Genomic DNA, 21,537 nt, shown 5'->3' with positions numbered 1-21,537 from the left:
CGGGTCATACCCGGCCAGGCTTTACACCTCGTAGTCCGGCTCGGGCACCGACAGCGGGGTGATTTTTACTTTCAAAATACGGTGGCTACTGACTTCCAGTGGTTCAAACAGGTAGTCACCGATCCGCAACTGTTCGCCTTCCTGAGGAATGCGTTGGCTGTGCTCCATCAGTAAGCCGGCCAGCGTGTGATACTCACGCTTGTCTTCCAGTGGTAACGGCAGATACAACACCAAATCTTCCAGCGGCATATAGCCGTTGGCGGTCCAACTACCATCCTCATGTTGCTGAATGTCATGTCGGGCATCGACTTCCTCACCGGCTTCCGGCAGGTTACCGGCGATGGTTTCCATGACGTCGGTCAGCGTGACGATCCCTTCCACCGAGCCGAATTCGTCGACCACAAAGGCAAAATGCGTCTGCGCCTGGCGGAATTGCTCCAGCGCACTCAGCAGGGTTAACTGCTCAGGGAAGATCAGCGGTTGCAGCACCAGCGAGCGTAAATCTAGCGGGGCCTGGGTTAACTGCTGTTTCAACACGTCAATGGTGTGAATGACGCCGAGCGGTTCATCGCTGGCACTATTTTCCACTACCACGATGCGCGTATGCTGATTTTTTTCCAGCAGTTGAGTCAGTTTCTCCTGCGGGTCATTCAGCTCAAGGTATTCCACATCATGGCGGGAAGTCATGATGCTGCTTACCGTGCGCTGTGCCATGCCCAACACGCGTTCTATCATATGCCGCTCTTGCTGATTGAAAATCTCACCGCTTTCACTGTCGCTATCGGCCAGCAGATTGGCTGAGTGGCTGTCGATTTCCGCCTCTTCATGCTTGCCGCTCAGCATGCGTAGCACCGCCTCCGCCGTGCGCTCGCGCAGTGGCCTAACCTTCGACAAGAAACGTCGGCGGTTAAACTGTGACAGTTGGTTCAGCGCTTCGATCATCACGGAGAAACCGATGGCTGCGTACAAGTAGCCTTTCGGAATGTGGTAGCCAAAGCCTTCGGCCACCAGGCTAAAGCCGATCATCAGCAAGAAGCTCAGGCACAGGATAACAATCGTAGGGTGGGCATTAACGAAACGCGTCAATGGCTTGCTGGCCAGCAACATCAAACCGATAGCGATACACACCGCAATCATCATTACCGCCAGGTGATCGACCATGCCGACCGCCGTAATTACCGAATCAAGCGAGAAAACGGCATCGAGCACCACGATTTGTGCAACTACCGGCCAGAAGCGGGCGCCTTTACGCTGGCCATGTTGTTCCTCATCTTTACCTTCGAGTCGCTCGTTAAGCTCCATTGTGGCTTTGAACAGCAGGAAGACACCCCCAACCAGCATGATAAGGTCGCGGCCGCTGAATGGATGCCCGGCGGCAAAAAACAGCGGTTGGGTGAGTGTTGCCAACCACGAGATAGAGGCCAGTAGCGCCAAACGCATCAGCAACGCCAGTAGCAGCCCGACGACACGAGCCTTATCTCTCTGATGTTTAGGTAATTTTTCCGCCAGGATGGCGATAAAGATAAGGTTGTCTATACCCAGAACGATTTCCAGCACGACCAGAGTAGCCAGGCCGGCCCAAATTGTTGGATCTGCGATCCATTCCATACGCCCAATTTCACCTGTTAGTTCGACGGCTTATGCCGCAAGTGAATGATGGGTGTTGGACCGGGAAAATTCAACTTTAAAACCATTGTCCGGCATGGCAGGTATGGGGTATGGAAAGATTAAGCAAAAATAATGCATAAAAAATCATATCGTTGAACGTCGTTCAAAATTTTAAGCTGCGGGAAATGGGGGATTTTCTGAAAAGGGGATCTGTTTTCGGGACGTAGCCCCAGACGCCTGTTGATAAAAACAGCGTCAGTATAATTTTTAAAAATCAAACCGTTATGGATTTTATTGGCTGCTACACTTTGTCCAGTTGATGCCCGTGGGTAGTCTTATTCTGAAAAGGCCACCTAACGGGTATCTTGGGCTTGTATCGATAAGGCAATAGTATAAGAATCTTAGCCATATAAACATTTACAAGTATCATCGTTTGGTTATAAGGGTGTATTTATTTTGTTTTTTCTGTGATCTAACTATCGCTTAACGAAAGTGTACGGCCCTTAATTTACATTAAAGTGCGATTGGCACACGCCAGTCGTCCTACAGAGAACGATGACAGTGCATTGGTAGCTGAAAGCCAGGGGCGGTAGCGTGTCTAAATCACTCTGTCTCCAGACTTCGTAAGCATCTAGGAACCGGCTTAGTTCGGCTACGTTTTAGTTATTTGATTGTGGATGAAAAACATGCAAAAGAGACTGAAGGCTGTAATCCCTGTAGCTGGCCTGGGAACCCGTATGTTGCCGGCGACAAAAGCCATCCCTAAAGAAATGCTGCCAGTGGTCGATAAGCCACTGATTCAGTACATTGTTAATGAGTGTGTTGCGGCTGGGATCAAAGACATCGTACTGGTGACTCACTCCTCCAAAAATGCGATTGAAAACCACTTCGATACCTCGTTTGAACTTGAGGCTGTTTTGGAGTCGCGTGTTAAGCGCCAGTTACTGGAAGAAGTGCAGACTATCTGCCCGGCAGATGTGACGGTGATGCAAGTACGTCAGGGTCAGGCTAAAGGTTTGGGGCACGCGGTGCTATGTGCCAAACCTATGGTAGGCGATGAGCCTTTCGTGGTGCTGTTGCCTGACGTGCTGTTGGATGACTCTACTGCCGACCTGCGTAAAGAAAATTTGGCCAAGATGATTGAACGTTTTGCGGAGACCGGCTTCAGCCAAATCATGGTGGAACCGGTACCGGAACAAGATGTTTCGAAATACGGCGTCGTCGATTGCGGCGGTGCAGCGTTGTCGGCTGGAGAGAGCACCTCGATGACTGCGGTTGTAGAAAAGCCAGCCCTTGAAGACGCGCCTTCAAATCTGGCGGTAGTGGGGCGCTATGTTCTGTCTGCTGATATCTGGCCACTGCTTGAAAAAACCTTGCCGGGTGCCGGTGATGAAATTCAGCTGACCGATGCTATTGCGGCATTGATGGGGCAGGAGACCGTAGAGGCTTTCCATATGAGCGGCAAGTCACATGACTGCGGTGATAAATTGGGTTATATGAAGGCATTCGTACAGTATGGTCTGCGTCACACCTCGGAAGGTGAAGGCTTTACCCAATGGCTGAAGCAGACGTTGAACAGCAAGTAAGAACAGCGGCTGAAAAGACGATCATAATATTGAAAGAGGATTACCATGACCAAGTTGAAAGCTGTCATTCCTGTTGCAGGTCTGGGTATGCGTATGCTGCCTGCAACCAAGGCTATTCCCAAGGAAATGTTGCCGATCGTCGATAAGCCATTGATTCAATATATTGTCAATGAGTGTGTTGCGGCAGGCATCAAAGAAATTATTTTGGTTACGCACTCTTCTAAAAATGCGATTGAAAACCATTTCGATACATCATTCGAATTGGAAGCGATGCTTGAAGCGCGTGTAAAGCGTCAGCTGCTGGACGAGGTGCAGTCGATCACACCAAAAGGCGTGACACTGATGCATATTCGTCAAGGTCAACCAAAAGGGTTAGGTCACGCGGTGCTTTGCGCTAAACCCCTGGTCGGTGATTCACCTTTTGTCGTTTTACTGCCTGATGTCTTACTTGATGACGCAAAAGCCGATCTGAAAAAAGACAACCTACCGCATATGATTGCCCGCTTCGAACAGACTGGCCTGAGTCAGGTGCTGGTTCAGGCCGCCGATGAGCATGTGCTGCATGATTATTCTGTCGTGGAATGTGAGACTAACAGTTTACAGCCCGGCGAGAGTACGCGGATGACTTCGATTATCGAAAAACCGGGCCGTGAAGTTCTGTTGAAGTCCAATTATTCTGCAGTAGGGCGCTATGTTCTCTCTGCTGATATCTGGCCTATTCTTGAGAAGACCGAACCGGGGGCCTGGGGGCGGATCCAGCTCACTGATGCCATTGCTGAACTGTTGAAACACAAACCGGTAGAGGCGATGGAGCTGGTGGGTGAATCTTTCAACTGCGGCGAAAAAATGGGCTATCTGCGGGCATTTGTCACCTATGGCCTGCGTCATCCTACACAGGGCAAAGCGTTTCGTGAGTGGGCAGAGCAGCTTTCATTATAATTATAACCACGTAAGTTTTCTGAGGGCTGCCTGAGAGCAATACTTAGGTGGCCTTCAGTTACGTTTGGTTAAAGTGCATTTAGACAGACATACTCTTTTTTTTTATTATTATGTAATAATGCTCTTAGCCTAGCGTTTATAGTAGCAGACTAGAATTCAATGCTTGCTCAATGAATACGAAAGTTCAGATACCCTTGAGCAGATTACAAACTATTTTGCTGAGTGCCGCGATAAGCGCTATGGTCGGCCAGGGAATTAACACAGCAACCATTTTTACTTTGATAGTGATGATAACTCGATGGCAAAAAAACAATGGAAACTGATACCACTTCTGGTATCGATCAGTGTGATCAGCGGTTGTACGATCATTCCTGGCACTCATCTTTCAACTAGTGGAAAAGATGTTGTTAAGCAACAAGATAGTGATTACGATCTCGATAAACTGGTGAATATTTACCCGTTAACCCCAAGTCTGGTTGACAAAATGCGGCCTCAAGCTGTTGTAGCTCAAGCTAACCCGGCGTTGGAGCGTGAATTGCAGAACTACGAGTACCGAATCGGTATCGGTGACGTTCTGATGGTGACGGTCTGGGATCATCCCGAGTTGACTACGCCTGCAGGTCAGTACCGAAGCGCCAGTGATACCGGGAACTGGGTCAATTCTGATGGCACTATTTTTTATCCTTACATCGGTAAGGTAAAAGTTGCCGGCAGGACTATAAGCCAGGTGCGCGGGGATATCGCCAACAGGCTGGCACAGTATATTGAAAGCCCGCAGATTGACGTAAGCATTGCTGCTTTCCGCTCACAAAAAGTCTATGTAACAGGTGAAGTGACCACATCCGGCAAGCAGGCGATCACTAACGTGCCGTTAACCGTAATGGATGCCATTAACGCTGCCGGCGGCCTGGCTGAAAATGCCGACTGGCGTAATGTGGTGTTGACCCATAATGGTAAGGAACGACGTATTTCTTTGCAGGCGCTGATGCAAAAAGGCGACCTGACACAAAATCAACTGCTGTACCCCGGTGATATCCTTTATATTCCGCGTAATGACGATCTAAAAGTGTTTGTCATGGGAGAAGTCAAGAAACAGACTACCCTGAAGATGGATCGTAGTGGTATGACGTTGACTGAGGCGTTAGGTAATGCCGAAGGTATGGATCAATTATCTTCTGATGCAACGGGCGTGTTTGTCATTCGACCACTGCACGGTATCGAAGGCAGCAAGCTGGCGAACATTTATCAGCTCAATGCCTCAGATGCGGCAGCCATGGTTATGGGCACGGAGTTCCATCTGCAACCATACGATATCGTTTATGTAACAACTGCACCTATCGTTCGTTGGAACCGTGTCATCAGCCAACTGGTGCCGACAATCAATGGTTTCAATAATCTCAGTGAAGGTACGTTGCGTATCCGCAATTGGCCGTAGGTGTAGATAGGTAACTGCAAATGTTTAATTCGATATTGGTTGTTTGCGTCGGCAATATATGTCGGTCCCCCACAGGGGAGTGTTTGTTGAAAAATCTACTGCCAAACAAAAGAGTCGCCTCAGCGGGATTGGGGGCTTTGGTTGGTAAGCCGGCTGATGCCACTGCAGCTGAGGTCGCCATGCAAAGAGGTACCTCACTCGACGGCCACCAAGCCCAACAACTTACGGCAAAAATGTGTCGTGAGTATGATCTTATTTTGGTGATGGAGAAAGAGCATATTGATTCCGTCTGCCGTTTGGCGCCTGAGGTTAGGGGGAAAACTATGCTGTATGGACATTGGCTCGAGCAACGAGAGATTGCAGATCCTTACAGGAAATCCCGCGAAGCCTTCGAATTTGTATATGAGCTTCTTGATAAATCGGCCCAAAAATGGGCTCAAGCTTTAAGCCGCTAAGTCAATCAGGATTACCAATGGCAGATAAGAATAGAGTAAATGTGTCGCGAGACGACAGTTCGGATGAACTGGATATTGGTCGTTTAGTCGGGGAGCTGATTGACAATCGTTGGCTGATTATTGGTGTTACTGCAATTTTTCTGACCTTTGGCGTTATATATAGCCTGTTTGCTACACCGATCTACAGTGCTAATGCAATCGTTCAGGTTGAGCAAAATGTAGGTAATAAACTATTAAACAACATCAACCAGATGTTGCCTTCGGGCCAACCGCAGTCAGCTCCGGAAATTGAACTGTTGAAATCTCGAATGATCCTCGGGAAAACAATAAAAGATCTGAACCTGACGACGGATATCCAACAGGATTATTTCCCCATTTTCGGGCGAGGTTTCGCGCGTTTAATGCATAACGAGCCAGGGAAACTGGCTGTGTCCAAGTTTAGCGTACCGAAAAGTTGGGATTCACCTTCGTTAACTCTGACAGCCAATAGCCCGACCAATTATACCATTAGTAAAGATGGCGACGAGTTATTTAAAGGTAAGGTCGGTGTATTTGTAGAGAACAAGGGTGTATCAATTCTCGTTAGTGATATTATTGCAGAGCCTGGTACGAGCTTTACCATTACTGCCAGAACCTATTTGTCAGTAGTCAATCAATTGACTCAACAATATGAAGTTATTGATCAGGGCAAAGATACCGGCGTATTAGGCTTGACCTTGACAGGGGATGATCCTGTTCTAATCCAAAAGATTTTAGATAGTATTACGCGTAATTACCTTGAGCAAAATATCGAGCGCAAGTCAGAAGAGGATGCAAAAAGTCTGGTATTCCTGCGGATGCAATTACCGAAAGTTCGAGAATCGCTGGATAGCGCGGAAGATAAATTAAGTCGTTATCGCCAGCAAAAAGATTCTGTTGACCTGACTATGGAGGCGAAATCGATACTCGACAGTATCGTATCTGTAGAGGGGCAGTTGAATGAGTTGACTTTCAAGGAAGCCGATATTTCTAAGCTGTATACGAAAGAACACCCGGCTTATCGCTCTTTACTTGAAAAACGCAAGACGCTTGAAGAAGAAAGGGAACGTTTTAACAAACGGGTGAATAACATGCCCGAAACTCAACAGGAAGTTGTACGTTTGAGTCGGGATGTCGATTCTGGTAAAGAAGTTTATATGCAGCTGCTTAACCGTGAGCAGGAACTGAATATTTCTAAAGCCAGCACCATTGGTAATGTGCGGATTGTTGACCGTTCAATGACGGCCGATCAACCTGTACAACCGCGTAAAGCCATCATTCTGTTCCTGAGCTTAGTCTTGGGTGGATTAGTTTCCTGTGGTTATGTATTGGCGCGGACTTACTTGCATCGTGGTATTGAAAGTCCAGAACAGTTGGAAGCATTAGGTATCAATGTTTATGCAAGTGTGCCACTTTCTGAATGGCAGCGTAAAAAGGATATTGAACTGCAATCTAAAATGAGTGGCAAAAAACGAAATACTGATGCCAATTCATTACTTGCCTTTGGTAATCCGGCTGATCTGGCAGTAGAGGCTATTCGTAGCCTGCGCACCAGTCTGCATTTTGCAATGATGGAAGCTAAAAATAATGTGTTAATGATATCAGGTGCCAGTCCAGGTATCGGTAAAACGTTTATTAGTGCCAACCTGGCAGCCGTTGTGGCGCAAACGGGCCAACGGGTGCTGCTGATCGACAGCGATATGCGTAAAGGTTATGCGCATGAGTTGCTTGGCGCAGACGGGAAAAGAGGGCTCTCAGACGTATTATCAGGGAAAATGGCCATTAACGAGGCTGTGCAGAAAACAGATAATAACGTTTTTGACTTTATTTCTCGTGGGCCAATTCCACCAAACCCGTCAGAATTATTGATGCATAAGCGTTTTGAAGAGGCGCTGAACTGGGCATCTGAACATTACGATTTGGTATTGGTCGATACCCCACCTATTCTGGCGGTGACCGATGCGGCAATCATCGGCAAACTTGCAGGCACCTCGTTGTTAGTAGCTAGGTTCGAGTTGAACAGCCCGAAAGAAGTCGAGGTGAGTGTTCGTAGATTTGAGCAAAACGGCATCGATATTAAAGGTGTGATACTTAATGCGGTTGTGAGAAAAGCGTCTAACTATTACAGCTATGGTTATGATTATTATGAATATAACTATAAATCCAAAGATTAAAATATAACTTAACTTGGGCGACTTATCTAAAATGATAAGTCGCCCAGTGAAGGTACATTTCCTATCGAAACTCTTTTTACTAAAATAATTGAAATTTAAGTTAGCTCTCTGTGAACTTACGAACAACTGCGTAGGGACCATAATGAATGATGTGAAAGTTAGTATTATTGTACCCACATATAATGGTGGAGATATATGGAATATTTCAGCAGGTATTATATCGGACAGTATTCCTGATGGATGTAAGGTATTTGTTATTGACTCATCTAGTAAGGATGAGTCAGTTAATGTAGCTAAAAAAAATAATTTCTTTGTTGAAGTGATTTCGGCATCTGAATTTAATCATGGCGGAACGAGAAATAAAGGAGTGCACATGTCACAATCTGATATTGTGATATTCCTTACCCAAGACGCTATCCCGGAAGTTGGCTGCATACAGAATATCTTAAAGGCATTTTCAGATCCCAAAGTCGCTTGCGCATACGGCAGGCAATTACCGCATGATGATGCAAATCCTCTGGCAAGGCATGCAAGGATTTTTAATTATAAACAACAAAGTTACATCAGTGACCTCAGTAAGAAAGATACGTTAGGTTTAAAAACTATCTTCATGTCTAATTCATTCTCCGCCTACAGAGTGTCCATTTTTAATGAGTTGGGAGGTTTTCCCGAGAGTACAATCCTGAGTGAGGATATGTATTTTGCAGGTAAATCCGTACTTGCTGGTTATAAAGTTGCCTATGTAGCGGACGCGAAAGTTAAACACTCGCATAATTACAGTGCAATAGAAGAGTTCAAGCGTTATTTTGATATCGGTGTTTTCCATCGTGATGAAGACTGGATCCACAAATCATTTGGCGGAGCCGGTGGCGAAGGGAAAAAATTCATTTTTTCTGAAATGATTTTCTTAATTAAGAATAATCCTCTTTGGATACCAGTAGCATGTATTAATAATTTTGCAAAGATTGCGGGTTATAAACTTGGTAAAAATTATAAGAAAATTCCAGGCAAGTGGCGGCGAAAGCTGAGCATGCATAAAAGATACTGGGATAGTATCTCGGGCTAACAATCCTAATCATAAAGGATAATTCTATGAGTGCATTCCGGCGTGGAGTTGTTCAAGCAAACTCTTCTTTAATATCTATGTTGCAAAGGTTTATCGACATTTTCATGATGTTTTTCGGCCTTTATATCACTTGTATACTCTCTAACAAATCATTTGATACACAGTACTTATTGGTAGTATTAGCCAATTTAGTTGTATTCCAGATGATTGGAGGCATGACAGATTTCTATCGCTCTTGGCGAGGTGTTCGTGGGTTCCTTGAGATAAAGGCGACACTAATAAATTGGACTATGAGTTTATTAATAACGTCTTTTGCTTTCACTTTTACAGATTTTGTTGCAAATGATTCGAAGGTTTATGTCAAGTGGTATGTAACGGTTGCCTTCGGTTTGATTGCTGGCCGTTATTTGATCAGGAAAATACTGGGTGTCTTGCGCAAACTTGGCTACAACACGCGTAATGTGGTGATCGTCGGTTCTCTTCCTGTTGGTATCAGATTGGCGGAAAGTTTGTCTGAAGCGCATTGGATGGGATTCAATGTCCTTGGAATTTATAATGATGAACCTGTCAATAGCCAAACGGTACCATTTAAAGGTGATATAGAACAACTTATTCGTGATGCCAAAAAAGGCGGTATTGACAGAATTTATATTGCTATGCCGATGGAACAAGAGTTGGAAATCAAAGAGATCATTGTCACACTGACAGATACCACATGTTCAGTTATGTTGATTCCAGATTTATTCACATTCGATTTGCTGCGGTCTAGAACTGAAGAAATTAATGGAGTATCTGTGATACCTCTCTTTGATTCACCAATGAGCGGTGTTAACGCTATTATTAAACAGATCGAAGATTTCACGCTTGCGTTGTTCATTATTTTGTTTATTTCTCCCATATTACTTATTATTGCATGCTTGATAAAATTGACATCGCCAGGTCCGGTCATTTTTAAGCAGAAACGCTATGGCATTGACGGTAAAGCGATCAATGTATGGAAGTTCCGCTCGATGAGCGTGATGGAAAATGGTGAGCAGGTTGTTCAGGCGACGAAAGGGGACTCACGAATTACTTCACTTGGTGCATTCTTGCGACGTACTTCATTGGATGAGTTACCTCAATTTTTCAATGTGCTGAAAGGAGACATGTCAATCGTAGGACCGCGTCCGCATGCAATAGCCCATAATGAGCAGTATCGCAAACTAATCCGTGGGTACATGTTGCGTCATAAAATGAAACCAGGTATCACTGGCTGGGCACAAATCAATGGTTGGCGTGGTGAAACCGATACTCTCGATAAAATGGAAAAACGCGTCGAGTTTGATCTTGAATATATTAGGAACTGGTCGGTGTGGTTTGACCTAAGAATTATTTTCTTGACCGTGTTTAAAGGGTTTGTCCATAAAGCAGCTTATTAATTCGCAGTGGAAGGATATTTAAATTGGCTATGGAGGACTTCCACTTTTAAGTGAGTGTTTCATATTAGCGGCCCGATAGGAATTGGTGCTGAATGGTTTGTGGCGCTGTTATAACTTATGATGCCTGATTCAGATCCAGTGGACCTAATAAAAGTCGTTAGAGAGTTATGCTGACGATGTCAATTACTACCTGATAGTTAAATCTGTCATGGCAGGCCTTTTTTTCTCTGCGAAATAAATTTCTTAGATTACGATGTCTACATTTATTTTGATGTATGGCATATAAAAACTTGTCCTTGTAGAGTGATATTGCAGTTCTTCTTTAAACCATTAATGTGTTATTAAAAAGAAGTGGCGCATATTAAGCAATATAATAGATATTTTGAGGGTACTATGAAAATTATCGTTACCGGTGGTGCCGGATTTATTGGCTCGGCTGTAGCACGCCATATTATTAGCGATACATCGGATGAGATCCTGGTGTTGGATAGCTTGACTTATGCTGGAAATCTTGAATCACTGACAGTGATTGCAGATAACGCACGTTTTAATTTTGAACATGCTGATATTTGCGATAGGGCAGCGTTGGATCGTATCTTTAATGAGTTTAAACCGGATGCAGTAATGCACTTGGCTGCGGAAAGTCACGTAGACCGTTCTATCGATGGTCCTGCTGCTTTTATCGAAACTAACATTGTTGGTACTTATACTCTGCTGGAAGCCGCGCGGCAATATTGGAATACGTTGGATACGGAAGCGAAAAAGGCATTTCGTTTCCACCATATTTCTACTGATGAAGTCTATGGCGATTTGCATGGTACAGATGATCTATTTACCGAAACAACACCATATGCACCAAGCAGTCCGTACTCTGCCTCCAAAGCTTCCAGCGATCATTTAGTTCGTGCATGGCTTCGCACTTATGGTTTTCCAACCATTGTGACTAACTGCTCCAACAACTATGGTCCTTATCATTTCCCCGAAAAATTGATTCCGTTGATCATCCTTAACGCGTTGGATGGTAAACCATTGCCAGTGTACGGCAATGGCGCACAAATTCGCGATTGGCTGTATGTAGAAGACCACGCCCGCGCGCTCTATAAAGTTGTGACTGAAGGTGAAATTGGCGAAACTTACAACATTGGTGGCCACAACGAGCGTAAAAATATCGAAGTAGTACAGACTATTTGCCGCCTTCTGGATGGTTTTGTGCCAAACAAGCCAGCCGGCGTGGGGCAATATGAAGACTTGATTACCTATGTCACCGATCGTCCTGGCCATGATATTCGTTACGCGATTGATGCTTCAAAAATTGAGCGTGAATTGGGTTGGAAACCTCAAGAGACGTTCGAGAGCGGCATTAGGAAAACGGTAGAATGGTATCTGGCGAATAAAGAATGGTGGAGCCGAGTTAAAGATGGCTCATATGCTGGTGAGCGCTTAGGTCAGAACCGTTAATATTAAATTAGGAGTTAAAATGAAAGGTATTGTATTAGCGGGGGGCTCCGGCACACGTTTATACCCAATCACTCGTGGCGTATCTAAACAACTGCTGCCTATCTATGATAAACCGATGGTTTATTATCCAATTTCGGTGCTGATGTTAGCCGGAATTCGGGACATTTTGATTATTTCAACACCAGAGGATATGCCCTCCTTTAAGCGCTTGCTGGGTGACGGTAGTCGCTTTGGCATTAATCTAAGCTATGAAATTCAGCCAAGTCCTGATGGTCTGGCTCAAGCGTTCCTGATTGGTGAAGAATTTATTAATGGTGATCGTTGTGCCTTGGTTCTTGGCGACAACATCTATTTTGGCCAAAGTTTTGGTGCAAAATTGGAAAGCGTAGTAGCACGTAACGAAGGCGCCACCGTTTTCGGTTATCAGGTTATGGATCCGGAGCGTTTTGGTGTTGTCGAGTTTGACGAGCAATTCCGGGCCCTGTCACTGGAGGAAAAACCGGAGGTGCCGAAGTCCAATTGGGCGGTTACCGGTCTGTATTTCTACGATAAACACGTAGTGGAAATGGCTAAACAGGTGAAGCCTTCCACGCGCGGAGAATTGGAAATAACTACACTGAATCAGATGTATCTGGAACAAGGGAATTTGAATGTTGAACTGTTAGGTCGTGGTTTTGCATGGTTGGATACTGGCACCCATGATAGCTTGATCGAAGCTTCACAATTCATCCATACCATTGAAAAACGTCAAGGCTTCAAAGTGGCATGTCTGGAAGAAATAGCTTACCGAAAAGGATGGCTGTCGCGCGAACAGGTGGCAGTTGAAGCTAAACTCCTTGCTAAAACGCTTTACGGGCAATATCTCGCACACGTAATTGGGGAGAAATGACATGCAAGTAATGAATAGCAAGATTGACGGTGTCAAAATCATCCAGCCGAAGGTTTTTGGTGATGCACGCGGTTTCTTCCTAGAAACTTTCGAGCAAAAGCGTTACCAGGAAATGCTGGGTATTAATCTCGACTTCGTACAAGATAACCACTCACGCTCGGCAAAGGGCGTGTTACGGGGTCTACATTTTCAGCAGATTAACCCTCAGGGCAAATTAGTACGGGTTGTCCGTGGTGAAGTATTCGATGTCGCAGTCGATATTCGCCCGGACTCGCCGACCTATGGTGCCTGGGAAGGCGTAATTCTGTCGGAGGAGAACAAGACGCAGTTCTGGGTTCCGCCTGGCCTGGCTCATGGTTTCGTCGTTCTTTCCGATATTGCCGATTTCGAATATAAATGCACGGATTACTACAACCCGTCGCATGAAGGTTGTTTACTGTGGAACGATCCTGAAGTTGGCATCGAATGGCCAATTGATAATCCACTGCTTTCTGAGAAAGATAAAGTCGGTAAGTTGTTTAAGGAGTTGACCAAATGAGAGTATTGCTGACGGGCTCTAAAGGGCAGCTGGGCAGCTGCTTCCAGGATCGCTTGCCACAGGGTTGGGAAGTCTGGGCTACGGACTCGGACGTGCTTGATATTACCGATTTAGCCAAGGTTAAACAGGCGGTCGCGCAATTTGAACCGAACGTTATCGTTAACGCTGCTGCGTATACCGCAGTAGATAAAGCAGAGACCGACTGCGAATTGGCGGCTCTGATCAACGAGGCTGGTCCCAAAAATTTGGCGTTGGCAGCTAACGACGTTGGCGCTCGCCTGGTGCATGTGTCGACTGACTATGTCTTCGACGGCACGGCGACGACTCCTTATGTTGAAACCGATGCAACGAACCCGCTGGGCGTTTACGGGAAAACCAAGCTGGATGGTGAGATTGCCGTCGCCAGTGTACAGCCCGAAGCTATCATTATTCGCACCGCCTGGGTATTCAGTGAGTATGGCAATAACTTCGTGAAAACCATGCTGCGGTTGGCTAATGACCGCGACACCTTGGGTGTGGTTGCCGATCAGTACGGTTGTCCGACTTATGCGGGTGATATTGCCTCCGCGATTATTAAGTTATTGAAAGCGGAAGCCAAGGGTGGTGTTTACCATTATTGTGGCGCGGATGAAATGAGCTGGCATGAGTTTGCTGAAAAAATATTTGCATATGCAAATGAAGTTAAGCTGCTTGATAAGCAAATGGTAGTCAACGAAATATCTACAGAAGATTATAAAACTCCGGCTGCAAGACCTAAGTATTCAATATTATCAAAAGCAAAAATAGCGGAGTACGGAGTGCAAGGCGTTAGTCTTTCTGAGAGTTTGAAATTTGTGCTTAATGAAATGAAAAGTAAATGATTTTTTGATGTACTTTTAGTGTTTTAGGGAGGGGGAGGGGGCGGAATGGGTAATAATGAAAAGCTTGGGAGTGTTATGGATAGTTTGCCAAAGGTGAGTGTTTATATTTCCACATTCAATCGGTTGGACCGCTTGAAGCGAGCTATCAGCTCGGTGAAAGGACAGGATTATCACAACATAGAGCTAATAGTTTGCGACGATGCTTCTACGGATGGAACACAAAGCTTTATGGAGGATCTTGCTGAAAAGGATCCTGATGTCATCTATTTACGTAATGAAGAAAATAAAGGTGCCTGTGCAACGCGAAATCTGGGTATATTTAAATCCAGTGGGTATTTTATTACGGGATTAGATGATGACGATGAGTTTACCCCAGACCGTATCAGTTTCTTGGTGAAAAATTGGGATGATAAGTACTCGTTTATTTGCTGCGATTTTATAGAGCAATTTGTCGATGGCAAACGAAGGAATTTCTATAATAAAAGTAAAGATACTTATTTCAAGGATTATAGATCTATTCTATTTGAGAACGAGGCATCCAATCAAATATTTACGCTGTCAGCGCGCTTAAAGGAGATTGGTGGCTTTAATCCAGAGGTTAAACGGTTGCAAGACTGGGATACCTGGCTCAGGCTAGCAAATAAATACGGCGGTTTCTTACGTAAGAAGGAAGCAAAATATATTATGCATCATGACCATGCCATCAATGAAGAGCGTGTGTCAACAAGTTATCCTTATAGCCGCTCCTTGACGGATCTGTTAAGACGAAATGAGAGTCTGTATCAGGGGAAAGATAAAGAATTCATGCTATTTCTTATCGAAATGAGTGAGAAAAAAGCCAATCTGTCCAGTGCTGCTTATTGGAGTCTTATAAAATTAGAGCCAAAGTTTATTGTTAAGAAGTTAATAAACAGATAGGGCAGTGCTAACTGAATCAAGAAGTGTTATAATAGAAAATATTATACGCTGCAAAATAACTTAGTCAACTTCGTATAATAGTATTTTAATAATGCTTCTTGAGTTAACCTAATGATGGCAATTATGTCTAAAATAAAATCTAGTTTCTTTATAAAAACTACAATATATTTACTTGTTCTACGCAGCCCTTTAATTATCGCTTCTATTATCTGCTATTTACTGTCACACAAGAAAATTTTTGCCAAATTTACCTTATCTATCATTCCATTTCTGATATTCTTGGTTGTCGCAGCACTTTATTCAATGCAAATGAATAATGATATGGGGAATATATCTGGCCAAGGGCGAGATATTCTCCTCGCTATTATTGTTGCTTTGTTCCTGATTGAATGTGGCCGTCATGATATTGGTAATAGAAAGATAATTTATAACTCTTTAAAAATCTGTCTTTCATTGATTGCATGTGGGAAAATATTCATCATTGTTTTTTCTATAATTACAGGGATTAGCGCAATAGATATCATCACCTGGATTACGCAGGTTTGGGATATCAATATGATGAAAATGGGTGTTGGCGATACTTTCATAACCCGCTTGCAGATACCTATGGATTCACTAGTCCCTTTTATGCTTTACTTTATAACGAAAGACCTGATTCTGGGGCGCGGTGGGTTTAAAACCAAAATAATTTTCACTTTATTAACTATATCATTGGCTTTAACTTTGTCGCGATCATTCTGGGCTCAGGGTATTTTGTTTATTGGTTTGGCTGTGTTGCTCGAGGCTAGGCTAGCAAAAGTATTCAAAATATTGGCTCTATCCGCAATAGTTATTGCTATTATCCTGTTTTTAACACCTCTTGGTGACGTAATATTTACTCTTATAGAATCTCGCTTAGATAACCAAAATGCAAACGCAGCCTCAGATCTGGAGCGTGATTATCAGAATAATGCACTATTAAATGCGATCTCTACACATCCATTGCTCGGGCATGGAATGGGGTATTATATACCCAATGTATTGAGGTCAACTACGACACCATATTTATATGAAAGTCAGACGTTATCAATTATTATGGACTTTGGTATTCTTGGTGTCAGCATTCTGCTTTTAATTTTCTTATCTACCTGCATATCCAATGCTCTAAACGTTAGTAATAAAAAACGTGTGAGAAACTTAATTATGCCGCTGATTTGCTTCTCTATTTGGTTGCTTTCTGGATCTGTAAACCCATTCTTATTCGGTGCTTCGGGTGGGATTATCATCTTCTTTTTTTCAAGATTTCATTACGTCGATGATTTCTACCAGGAAAAATAATGGCCAAGTAGTTTACTGTAAAAATTCAAATAAAGAATATATGGAAAATATGGTATGAGTAATAAGTTGCTAGTTGTGGTAGTTACGTATAATAGTGAAAAGCATATTCAATGGTGTGTTAGCGGTCTTGACAAAATAGGTAGCGATCTTGAGATTCGTATCGTCGATTCAGGTTCAACAAGTACTGAATATTTGGATAACCTGGTAACTAGCAATAAACTTAGCGTTATTAAAGAGGAAAATATTGGTTTTGTTTCGGGGAACAACAGAGCCTTATATGATATCGATAATTTTGACTGGGTTTTATTTTTAAATCCGGATGCGCGGATTGACAGTGATAATCTGAAAAAACTTTTGAGTTTTGCGGAGCAGTCAAAACTGAATGATACTGGGATATTTACGGTTCCTCTGGTTAGGTTTGATATCAATGCAATGAAGTCATTGAATGTTTTTGATTCAGTCGGCATCGCCTGTAATTATTATGGTCGATGGTATGATATTAAAGCAAACGAACCACAGTCAGAAATTAAAGAGACTTTTACTCCAACAGAGGCTATCTGTGGTGCCTTTATGCTAACCCGTGTCTCTGCACTTAAACAGTGCGTTGACTCTAAAGGAAAGCCTGGGTTTGAGCGATCCTATTTCATGTATAAAGAAGATATCGAGATGTCTCAACGTTTTATTAAAGCTGGTTGGCAACTGGGCGTTTACAATGAATGTACGGCATTCCACTGCCGTGGATGGAATGCTTCAAGGAAGGCAGTGCCCTATTGGGCAAAATGGCACTCGGCGATAAATGATGTCGATGTCGCAAGAAAATACAAATGGCGTTCACTGCCGTTAGCTCTAAGTAAATTTCTTTGGGTTAAGTATTTTGAAAAAAAATAAATTTCATGAGTAATTAGACAGATATATAATGTGACACGCTTATTTTTATAATCTATGCTTTCAATCGACTACAGATATCAATGTTGGGACTGTTTGTTCTGGTAGCGTTTACCTACGTAAGAGGAGGCAGGTTGGTTAGAGCTTAAGTCTATTTATGATTTCATCCTATCGATGGGTTTTAAACGTCTAAATATTCGTTTCAGCTATTACTTAAATAGACTGTTTTTACAGCCTACAGCCTACAGCCTACAGCCTACAGCCTACAGCCTACAGCCTGCAGTTCGGGTGCTATTAATGACTTTGAATTAGGCTACAGCGATATTCCCGGCTTGTTAAGCGAACTGTATGCAGCATGTAGTAATTTAAAAAATACATAGTGGTTCTTCCCGTTTTTATTCGGGATGTTTCTGGGGAGTAAAAAACCCTGTCATTACGTTCTTCTTTCAAGTGATAACATTTCGGTTTGAAAGTTGATGATTTTTATAGGTCAGTAAATAATTATGAGTCTACGAGAAAAAACGGTGCGGGGAGCTAAATGGTCTGCAATTTCCACCGTGATCATTATAGGTCTCAGTTTTTTACAATTGACATTGCTTTCACGTATGATTGAGCGCAGTGAGTTTGGCCTTCTGACCATAGCTATGGTTGTGATCGCACTTGCTGATACTATTTCAGACTTTGGTATATCAAATTCAATTGTTCAGAAAAAAGACATAACAGAATCCCAATTAGCAACGCTATATTGGTTAAACGTCGGGATTGGATTTACGGTAAGCGTTGTTACGTTTTTAGCCAGCGGTTTGATTGCGGATGCTTTACATGCACCAGGGTTAGAGCTCCTGGTTAAAATAATCTCCATTGCCTTTTTGCTTATTCCCCATGGGCAGCAGTTCCGAGCCTTGATGCAAAAGGAGCTTGACTTCGCTACTATCGGTAAAATTGAGTCATTTTCCTATTTCTTGGGTTTCGCTTTTTCTCTTGGCTTTGCCACTATCTATCCCTTCGCTATTGTTGCGATCTACGGATATTTAATTAACGCATTGGTGAGAACGTTATTGTTTGCCTATTTCGGCCGCAGTATTTATCGCCCCAGCATGAAGTTTTCATTTTCCGAGGTGAAGTCTAACGTTAAGTTTGGGGCGTATCTGACTGCCGACAGTCTTGTCAACTTTCTCAATACCAACGTTTCAACAGCCATTTTGGCGAGAACATTGGGTACGGTTGTTACCGGAGGGTATAACCTGGCTTATAATGTCGCGGTTATGCCGCCGACTAAGCTAAACCCCATTATCACGCGCGTCTTATTCCCTGCATTTGCAAAAATTCAGGATGACAGTGCCAAGTTAAAAGACTCTTTCTACAAACTGATTTCTCTGGTTGGTATCATCAACTTTCCGGCATTGCTCGGCTTAATGGTGGTTTCTCACAGTTTTGTGCTGTTTGTTTTTGGTGAGCGCTGGCTGTTCATTACTCCTATTTTGCAAATTCTTTGTGTCGTTGGCCTCCTTCGTTCTATTGGTAATCCAATAGGTTCTTTGTTGATGGCCAAGGCTAGGGTTGACATTAGTTTTAAATTCAATGTGTTCAAAACATTGCTTTTTATCCCGAGCATGCTGCTTGGTGTTAAGTTAGGTGGTGCTATTGGGGTTGCACTGGCATTTCTAATCGTCCAAGTTATCAATACTTACCTTAGTTATTTCATATTAATTAAGCCAGTGCTTGGGTCCAGTTATCGTCAGTATATTGATAGTCTATGGTTGCCGTTTAAATTGACGGTGCCAACCATAGTTGTCAGTTGGTGTGTTGGGTATTTTATGCCTCCTCAGGTATCGAATGCCGTTAGTTTATTTATGCAGATACTTCTTGGTCTTTTTGCTTTTGCTATAACCATTTACTTCACTAAGGCACCTTTGATTAATGAAGTAAAATTGCAGCTAATTAAAAGTGAAAAATTACGTAAAATTTTCAGGGTGGAATGTTAAAAATGGAAAGAATGCAAACTTTAAAAGATAACTTGTCCGTTATTGAAAAAGTTATACCTAAAGGTAGCGAAATAATTTATCTTGATTATCCATTGCATTTGAATGTTGGCGATTTGTTGATTCTCAAAGGGGCGGAGCAATTCTTTAAAGAGAATAATTACAAGGTTATTACTCGCCACTCTGACCATACCAGCATGCATTTTGTCGAGCAGACTGATTCTATTCCAGAAAATGTTATTATCGTCCTTCACGGTGGTGGGAACTTTGGCGATCTTTATCCAGCGCATCAGAGACTTCGTGAAGCTGTTGTTAAAAAATACAAGAAAAATAAAGTGATTATCTTACCGCAAACTGTCCATTTTAAAGAGAGCAGCAACCTGATAAAGTCTGGTGAGATATTTAAACAGCACCCTAATCTGACGATTTTTTGCCGAGACACCAATAGCCAAGAGATCCTTAAAAAGCACTTCTGTGATAATGTGTTTCTCTGCCCTGACATGGCGCAATCACTGTGGAATATTTTCCCTCAACAAAAAGAGGGTGATGTAAAAAAGAAAACCATGTGGATGATCAGACGAGACATCGAAAAAACCGATCTCTCTGTTCTGGGTGAAAATGCCGATCCCAATGAGTTTGTAGACTGGTACGATATTTGTTCAGACGGCGACCGTCGTTTTATGAAGACTATGCACCTGTTCGAAAAATTGAACAAACGAATTCCAGGAAATCTCTTCCCAACTAATACCCTTTGGTATTGGTATACGGATAAATTAGTTGCTCGTGTTAACTCTCTTTTCATGTCTCATGAGTCAGTCGTCACGTCACGTATGCATGGTCATATCCTGTGCTGTTTATTGAAAATGCATACCCAGCTTATCGATAACTCTTATGGCAAGAACTCAGGTTACTATGAGTCCTGGACGAAGGGTGTTCCTGGTTGTGAGTTGATTAAAATATGATGATATCCAACGATTCCGTAAAAATCTCGGTAGTTATACCTGTTTATAATGTCAAGAAATATGTAAAACAGGCGGTGGACTCTATTCTTGCCCAGTCTGTGGCCCCCTATGAGGTCATCATTGTAGATGATGGTTCTACCGATGGTTCCGGCGACTTGCTTGAAGAACTCTATGGTCATCTTGAGGTTGTCAAGATCGTTCATACGACAAACCATGGTTTAGGTGAGGCGCGTAATGAGGGCAGTCGTCATGTGACCGGTGAGTTTACCTATTACTTCGACTCGGACGATATCGCGGTTCCGACATTGTTGGAAGAGTTTATACTGGCATATCAGCGTAACTCTGACCTAGATATTTTCTGTTTCTCGGCAGACTCCTTTTTTGATACGCCGAACAACGCCAATCAACCATTGCCGTTCTATACGAGAAAGATGGATAAAGATTTTCCTGATGGGGTTGCTGCGTTCAATACCTTGTCGGCGTATGGCACATTCTATCCAAATGCCTGGATGTATGTTTTTCGTTCTCGGTTACTTACTGCGAATGGGTTGATATTTAAGCCCATCATCCATGAAGATGAGGAGTTCACTCCTCGATTGTTCTTCAAGGCGGGGAAGGTCGCTGTATCAAATAAAATCCTGTTTAACCGCCGGGTGCGATCTGGCTCTATTATGCAAAGCGGCCGAAACGAAAAGAATGTATTCGGCTACATTGAAAGCATTAAAGCACTTGAGTTGCTCAGAGAAGCAAGTGACAGTAAAAAGACCAAAAAACATCTCAGTGACAGAATCTATACAAATATTATTACTATTTCAAATATCCTGGAGCAGGATTGTGTTTCTCTCTCGGATGAGCTTAATAGAGAGTTTATTAATATTAAGGATCGGAACAAAAGTGTATTGATTTGTCTGGCCAGAGTAAATCCTAAGCTTTATAGACTTTTCTCTTTGGTCAAACGCAGGGTTAGCCGGTCAATCTATGCGTAATCTATAGTTTTTCATCTGAGCCCTTGTTGGTGATATAAGGGCT

General features: G+C 43.2%; 18 protein-coding genes. 17 read left to right on the top strand and 1 reads right to left on the bottom strand.

The window, feature by feature from the left end; genetic code table 11:
* Nucleotides 1–21 precede the first annotated feature (21 nt).
* The gene (locus tag ACGS9J_RS09390; RefSeq protein ID WP_442230659.1) at nt 22–1,608 is read right to left on the bottom strand and encodes a TerC family protein; all 1,587 of its coding nucleotides are present in this window, start codon (nt 1,606–1,608) and stop codon (nt 22–24) included.
* Nucleotides 1,609–2,294: 686 nt separating this feature from the next.
* Between ACGS9J_RS09390 and galU the strand changes: the two genes are divergently transcribed.
* From galU to ACGS9J_RS09305, 17 genes are all read left to right on the top strand, one after another.
* On the top strand, nt 2,295–3,194 hold the full coding sequence (galU, locus tag ACGS9J_RS09385) for a UTP--glucose-1-phosphate uridylyltransferase GalU (protein WP_442230658.1): 900 nt from the start codon (nt 2,295–2,297) through the stop codon (nt 3,192–3,194).
* A 45-nt stretch (nt 3,195–3,239) separates the two neighbouring features.
* A complete protein-coding gene (locus ACGS9J_RS09380; protein WP_442230657.1) occupies nt 3,240–4,133 on the top strand; it encodes a UTP--glucose-1-phosphate uridylyltransferase in 894 nt (297 codons plus the stop codon).
* Nucleotides 4,134–4,431: 298 nt separating this feature from the next.
* Nucleotides 4,432–5,568, top strand: coding sequence for a polysaccharide export protein (locus ACGS9J_RS09375; RefSeq protein ID WP_442230656.1), 1,137 nt, complete (start codon nt 4,432–4,434; stop codon nt 5,566–5,568).
* Nucleotides 5,569–5,588: 20 nt separating this feature from the next.
* Complete coding sequence (locus tag ACGS9J_RS09370; protein WP_442230655.1) at nt 5,589–6,023, top strand: arsenate reductase/protein-tyrosine-phosphatase family protein; 435 nt, start codon at nt 5,589–5,591, stop codon at nt 6,021–6,023.
* A 17-nt stretch (nt 6,024–6,040) separates the two neighbouring features.
* Entirely contained in the window at nt 6,041–8,215 is a 2,175-nt protein-coding gene (gene wzc / locus ACGS9J_RS09365) for a tyrosine-protein kinase Wzc (RefSeq protein ID WP_442230654.1), read from the top strand.
* Between the two features lie 151 nt (nt 8,216–8,366).
* Nucleotides 8,367–9,281, top strand: coding sequence for a glycosyltransferase family 2 protein (locus ACGS9J_RS09360; RefSeq protein ID WP_442230936.1), 915 nt, complete (start codon nt 8,367–8,369; stop codon nt 9,279–9,281).
* A 26-nt stretch (nt 9,282–9,307) separates the two neighbouring features.
* On the top strand, nt 9,308–10,699 hold the full coding sequence (gene wcaJ / locus ACGS9J_RS09355; protein WP_442230653.1) for an undecaprenyl-phosphate glucose phosphotransferase: 1,392 nt from the start codon (nt 9,308–9,310) through the stop codon (nt 10,697–10,699).
* 393 nt (nt 10,700–11,092) lie between these two features.
* Complete coding sequence (rffG, locus tag ACGS9J_RS09350) at nt 11,093–12,157, top strand: dTDP-glucose 4,6-dehydratase (protein ID WP_442230652.1); 1,065 nt, start codon at nt 11,093–11,095, stop codon at nt 12,155–12,157.
* Between the two features lie 19 nt (nt 12,158–12,176).
* Complete coding sequence (gene rfbA / locus ACGS9J_RS09345; RefSeq protein ID WP_442230651.1) at nt 12,177–13,046, top strand: glucose-1-phosphate thymidylyltransferase RfbA; 870 nt, start codon at nt 12,177–12,179, stop codon at nt 13,044–13,046.
* A gap of 1 nt (nt 13,047) precedes the next feature.
* The gene (gene rfbC / locus ACGS9J_RS09340) at nt 13,048–13,584 is read left to right on the top strand and encodes a dTDP-4-dehydrorhamnose 3,5-epimerase (protein WP_442230650.1); all 537 of its coding nucleotides are present in this window, start codon (nt 13,048–13,050) and stop codon (nt 13,582–13,584) included.
* Entirely contained in the window at nt 13,581–14,444 is an 864-nt protein-coding gene (rfbD, locus tag ACGS9J_RS09335) for a dTDP-4-dehydrorhamnose reductase (protein WP_442230649.1), read from the top strand. Before rfbC ends, rfbD begins: the two co-directional genes overlap by 4 nt.
* Nucleotides 14,445–14,489: 45 nt before the next feature.
* On the top strand, nt 14,490–15,362 hold the full coding sequence (locus tag ACGS9J_RS09330; protein ID WP_442230648.1) for a glycosyltransferase: 873 nt from the start codon (nt 14,490–14,492) through the stop codon (nt 15,360–15,362).
* A gap of 123 nt (nt 15,363–15,485) precedes the next feature.
* Nucleotides 15,486–16,679 carry an O-antigen ligase family protein gene (locus ACGS9J_RS09325; protein WP_442230647.1) on the top strand — a complete coding sequence of 398 codons (1,194 nt, stop codon included), beginning with the start codon at nt 15,486–15,488 and terminating at the stop codon, nt 16,677–16,679.
* Nucleotides 16,680–16,733: 54 nt separating this feature from the next.
* Nucleotides 16,734–17,567: a glycosyltransferase family 2 protein gene (locus tag ACGS9J_RS09320; protein ID WP_442230646.1), complete on the top strand. Its 834-nt coding sequence runs from the start codon at nt 16,734–16,736 to the stop codon at nt 17,565–17,567.
* 500 nt (nt 17,568–18,067) lie between these two features.
* The gene (locus ACGS9J_RS09315) at nt 18,068–19,549 is read left to right on the top strand and encodes an MOP flippase family protein (protein WP_442230645.1); all 1,482 of its coding nucleotides are present in this window, start codon (nt 18,068–18,070) and stop codon (nt 19,547–19,549) included.
* 2 nt (nt 19,550–19,551) lie between these two features.
* The gene (locus ACGS9J_RS09310; RefSeq protein ID WP_442230644.1) at nt 19,552–20,508 is read left to right on the top strand and encodes a polysaccharide pyruvyl transferase family protein; all 957 of its coding nucleotides are present in this window, start codon (nt 19,552–19,554) and stop codon (nt 20,506–20,508) included.
* The gene (locus ACGS9J_RS09305) at nt 20,505–21,494 is read left to right on the top strand and encodes a glycosyltransferase family 2 protein (RefSeq protein ID WP_442230643.1); all 990 of its coding nucleotides are present in this window, start codon (nt 20,505–20,507) and stop codon (nt 21,492–21,494) included. Before ACGS9J_RS09310 ends, ACGS9J_RS09305 begins: the two co-directional genes overlap by 4 nt.
* Nucleotides 21,495–21,537 lie beyond the last annotated feature (43 nt).

Origin of the sequence: Serratia quinivorans (assembly GCF_052113645.1) — a bacterium.
GTDB lineage: Bacteria > Pseudomonadota > Gammaproteobacteria > Enterobacterales > Enterobacteriaceae > Serratia > Serratia quinivorans_B.
Note: the sequence above shows the minus strand (reverse complement) of the source record. Positions and strands in the feature narration are given on the sequence as shown.

What these genes read in the sequence shown, in the direction of transcription:
- ACGS9J_RS09320 (WP_442230646.1), top strand. Translation starts at nt 16,734, where the DNA reads ATGAGTAATAAGTTGCTAGTTGTGGTAGTTACGTATAATAGTGAAAAG.
- wzc (WP_442230654.1), top strand. Translation starts at nt 6,041, where the DNA reads ATGGCAGATAAGAATAGAGTAAATGTGTCGCGAGACGACAGTTCGGAT.
- ACGS9J_RS09325 (WP_442230647.1), top strand. Translation starts at nt 15,486, where the DNA reads ATGTCTAAAATAAAATCTAGTTTCTTTATAAAAACTACAATATATTTA.
- ACGS9J_RS09380 (WP_442230657.1), top strand. Translation starts at nt 3,240, where the DNA reads ATGACCAAGTTGAAAGCTGTCATTCCTGTTGCAGGTCTGGGTATGCGT.
- wcaJ (WP_442230653.1), top strand. Translation starts at nt 9,308, where the DNA reads ATGAGTGCATTCCGGCGTGGAGTTGTTCAAGCAAACTCTTCTTTAATA.
- ACGS9J_RS09390 (WP_442230659.1), bottom strand. Translation starts at nt 1,608, where the DNA reads ATGGAATGGATCGCAGATCCAACAATTTGGGCCGGCCTGGCTACTCTG.
- rfbC (WP_442230650.1), top strand. Translation starts at nt 13,048, where the DNA reads ATGCAAGTAATGAATAGCAAGATTGACGGTGTCAAAATCATCCAGCCG.
- ACGS9J_RS09310 (WP_442230644.1), top strand. Translation starts at nt 19,552, where the DNA reads ATGGAAAGAATGCAAACTTTAAAAGATAACTTGTCCGTTATTGAAAAA.
- rfbD (WP_442230649.1), top strand. Translation starts at nt 13,581, where the DNA reads ATGAGAGTATTGCTGACGGGCTCTAAAGGGCAGCTGGGCAGCTGCTTC.
- ACGS9J_RS09370 (WP_442230655.1), top strand. Translation starts at nt 5,589, where the DNA reads ATGTTTAATTCGATATTGGTTGTTTGCGTCGGCAATATATGTCGGTCC.
- galU (WP_442230658.1), top strand. Translation starts at nt 2,295, where the DNA reads ATGCAAAAGAGACTGAAGGCTGTAATCCCTGTAGCTGGCCTGGGAACC.
- rfbA (WP_442230651.1), top strand. Translation starts at nt 12,177, where the DNA reads ATGAAAGGTATTGTATTAGCGGGGGGCTCCGGCACACGTTTATACCCA.
- ACGS9J_RS09315 (WP_442230645.1), top strand. Translation starts at nt 18,068, where the DNA reads ATGAGTCTACGAGAAAAAACGGTGCGGGGAGCTAAATGGTCTGCAATT.
- rffG (WP_442230652.1), top strand. Translation starts at nt 11,093, where the DNA reads ATGAAAATTATCGTTACCGGTGGTGCCGGATTTATTGGCTCGGCTGTA.
- ACGS9J_RS09305 (WP_442230643.1), top strand. Translation starts at nt 20,505, where the DNA reads ATGATGATATCCAACGATTCCGTAAAAATCTCGGTAGTTATACCTGTT.
- ACGS9J_RS09330 (WP_442230648.1), top strand. Translation starts at nt 14,490, where the DNA reads ATGGGTAATAATGAAAAGCTTGGGAGTGTTATGGATAGTTTGCCAAAG.
- ACGS9J_RS09375 (WP_442230656.1), top strand. Translation starts at nt 4,432, where the DNA reads ATGGCAAAAAAACAATGGAAACTGATACCACTTCTGGTATCGATCAGT.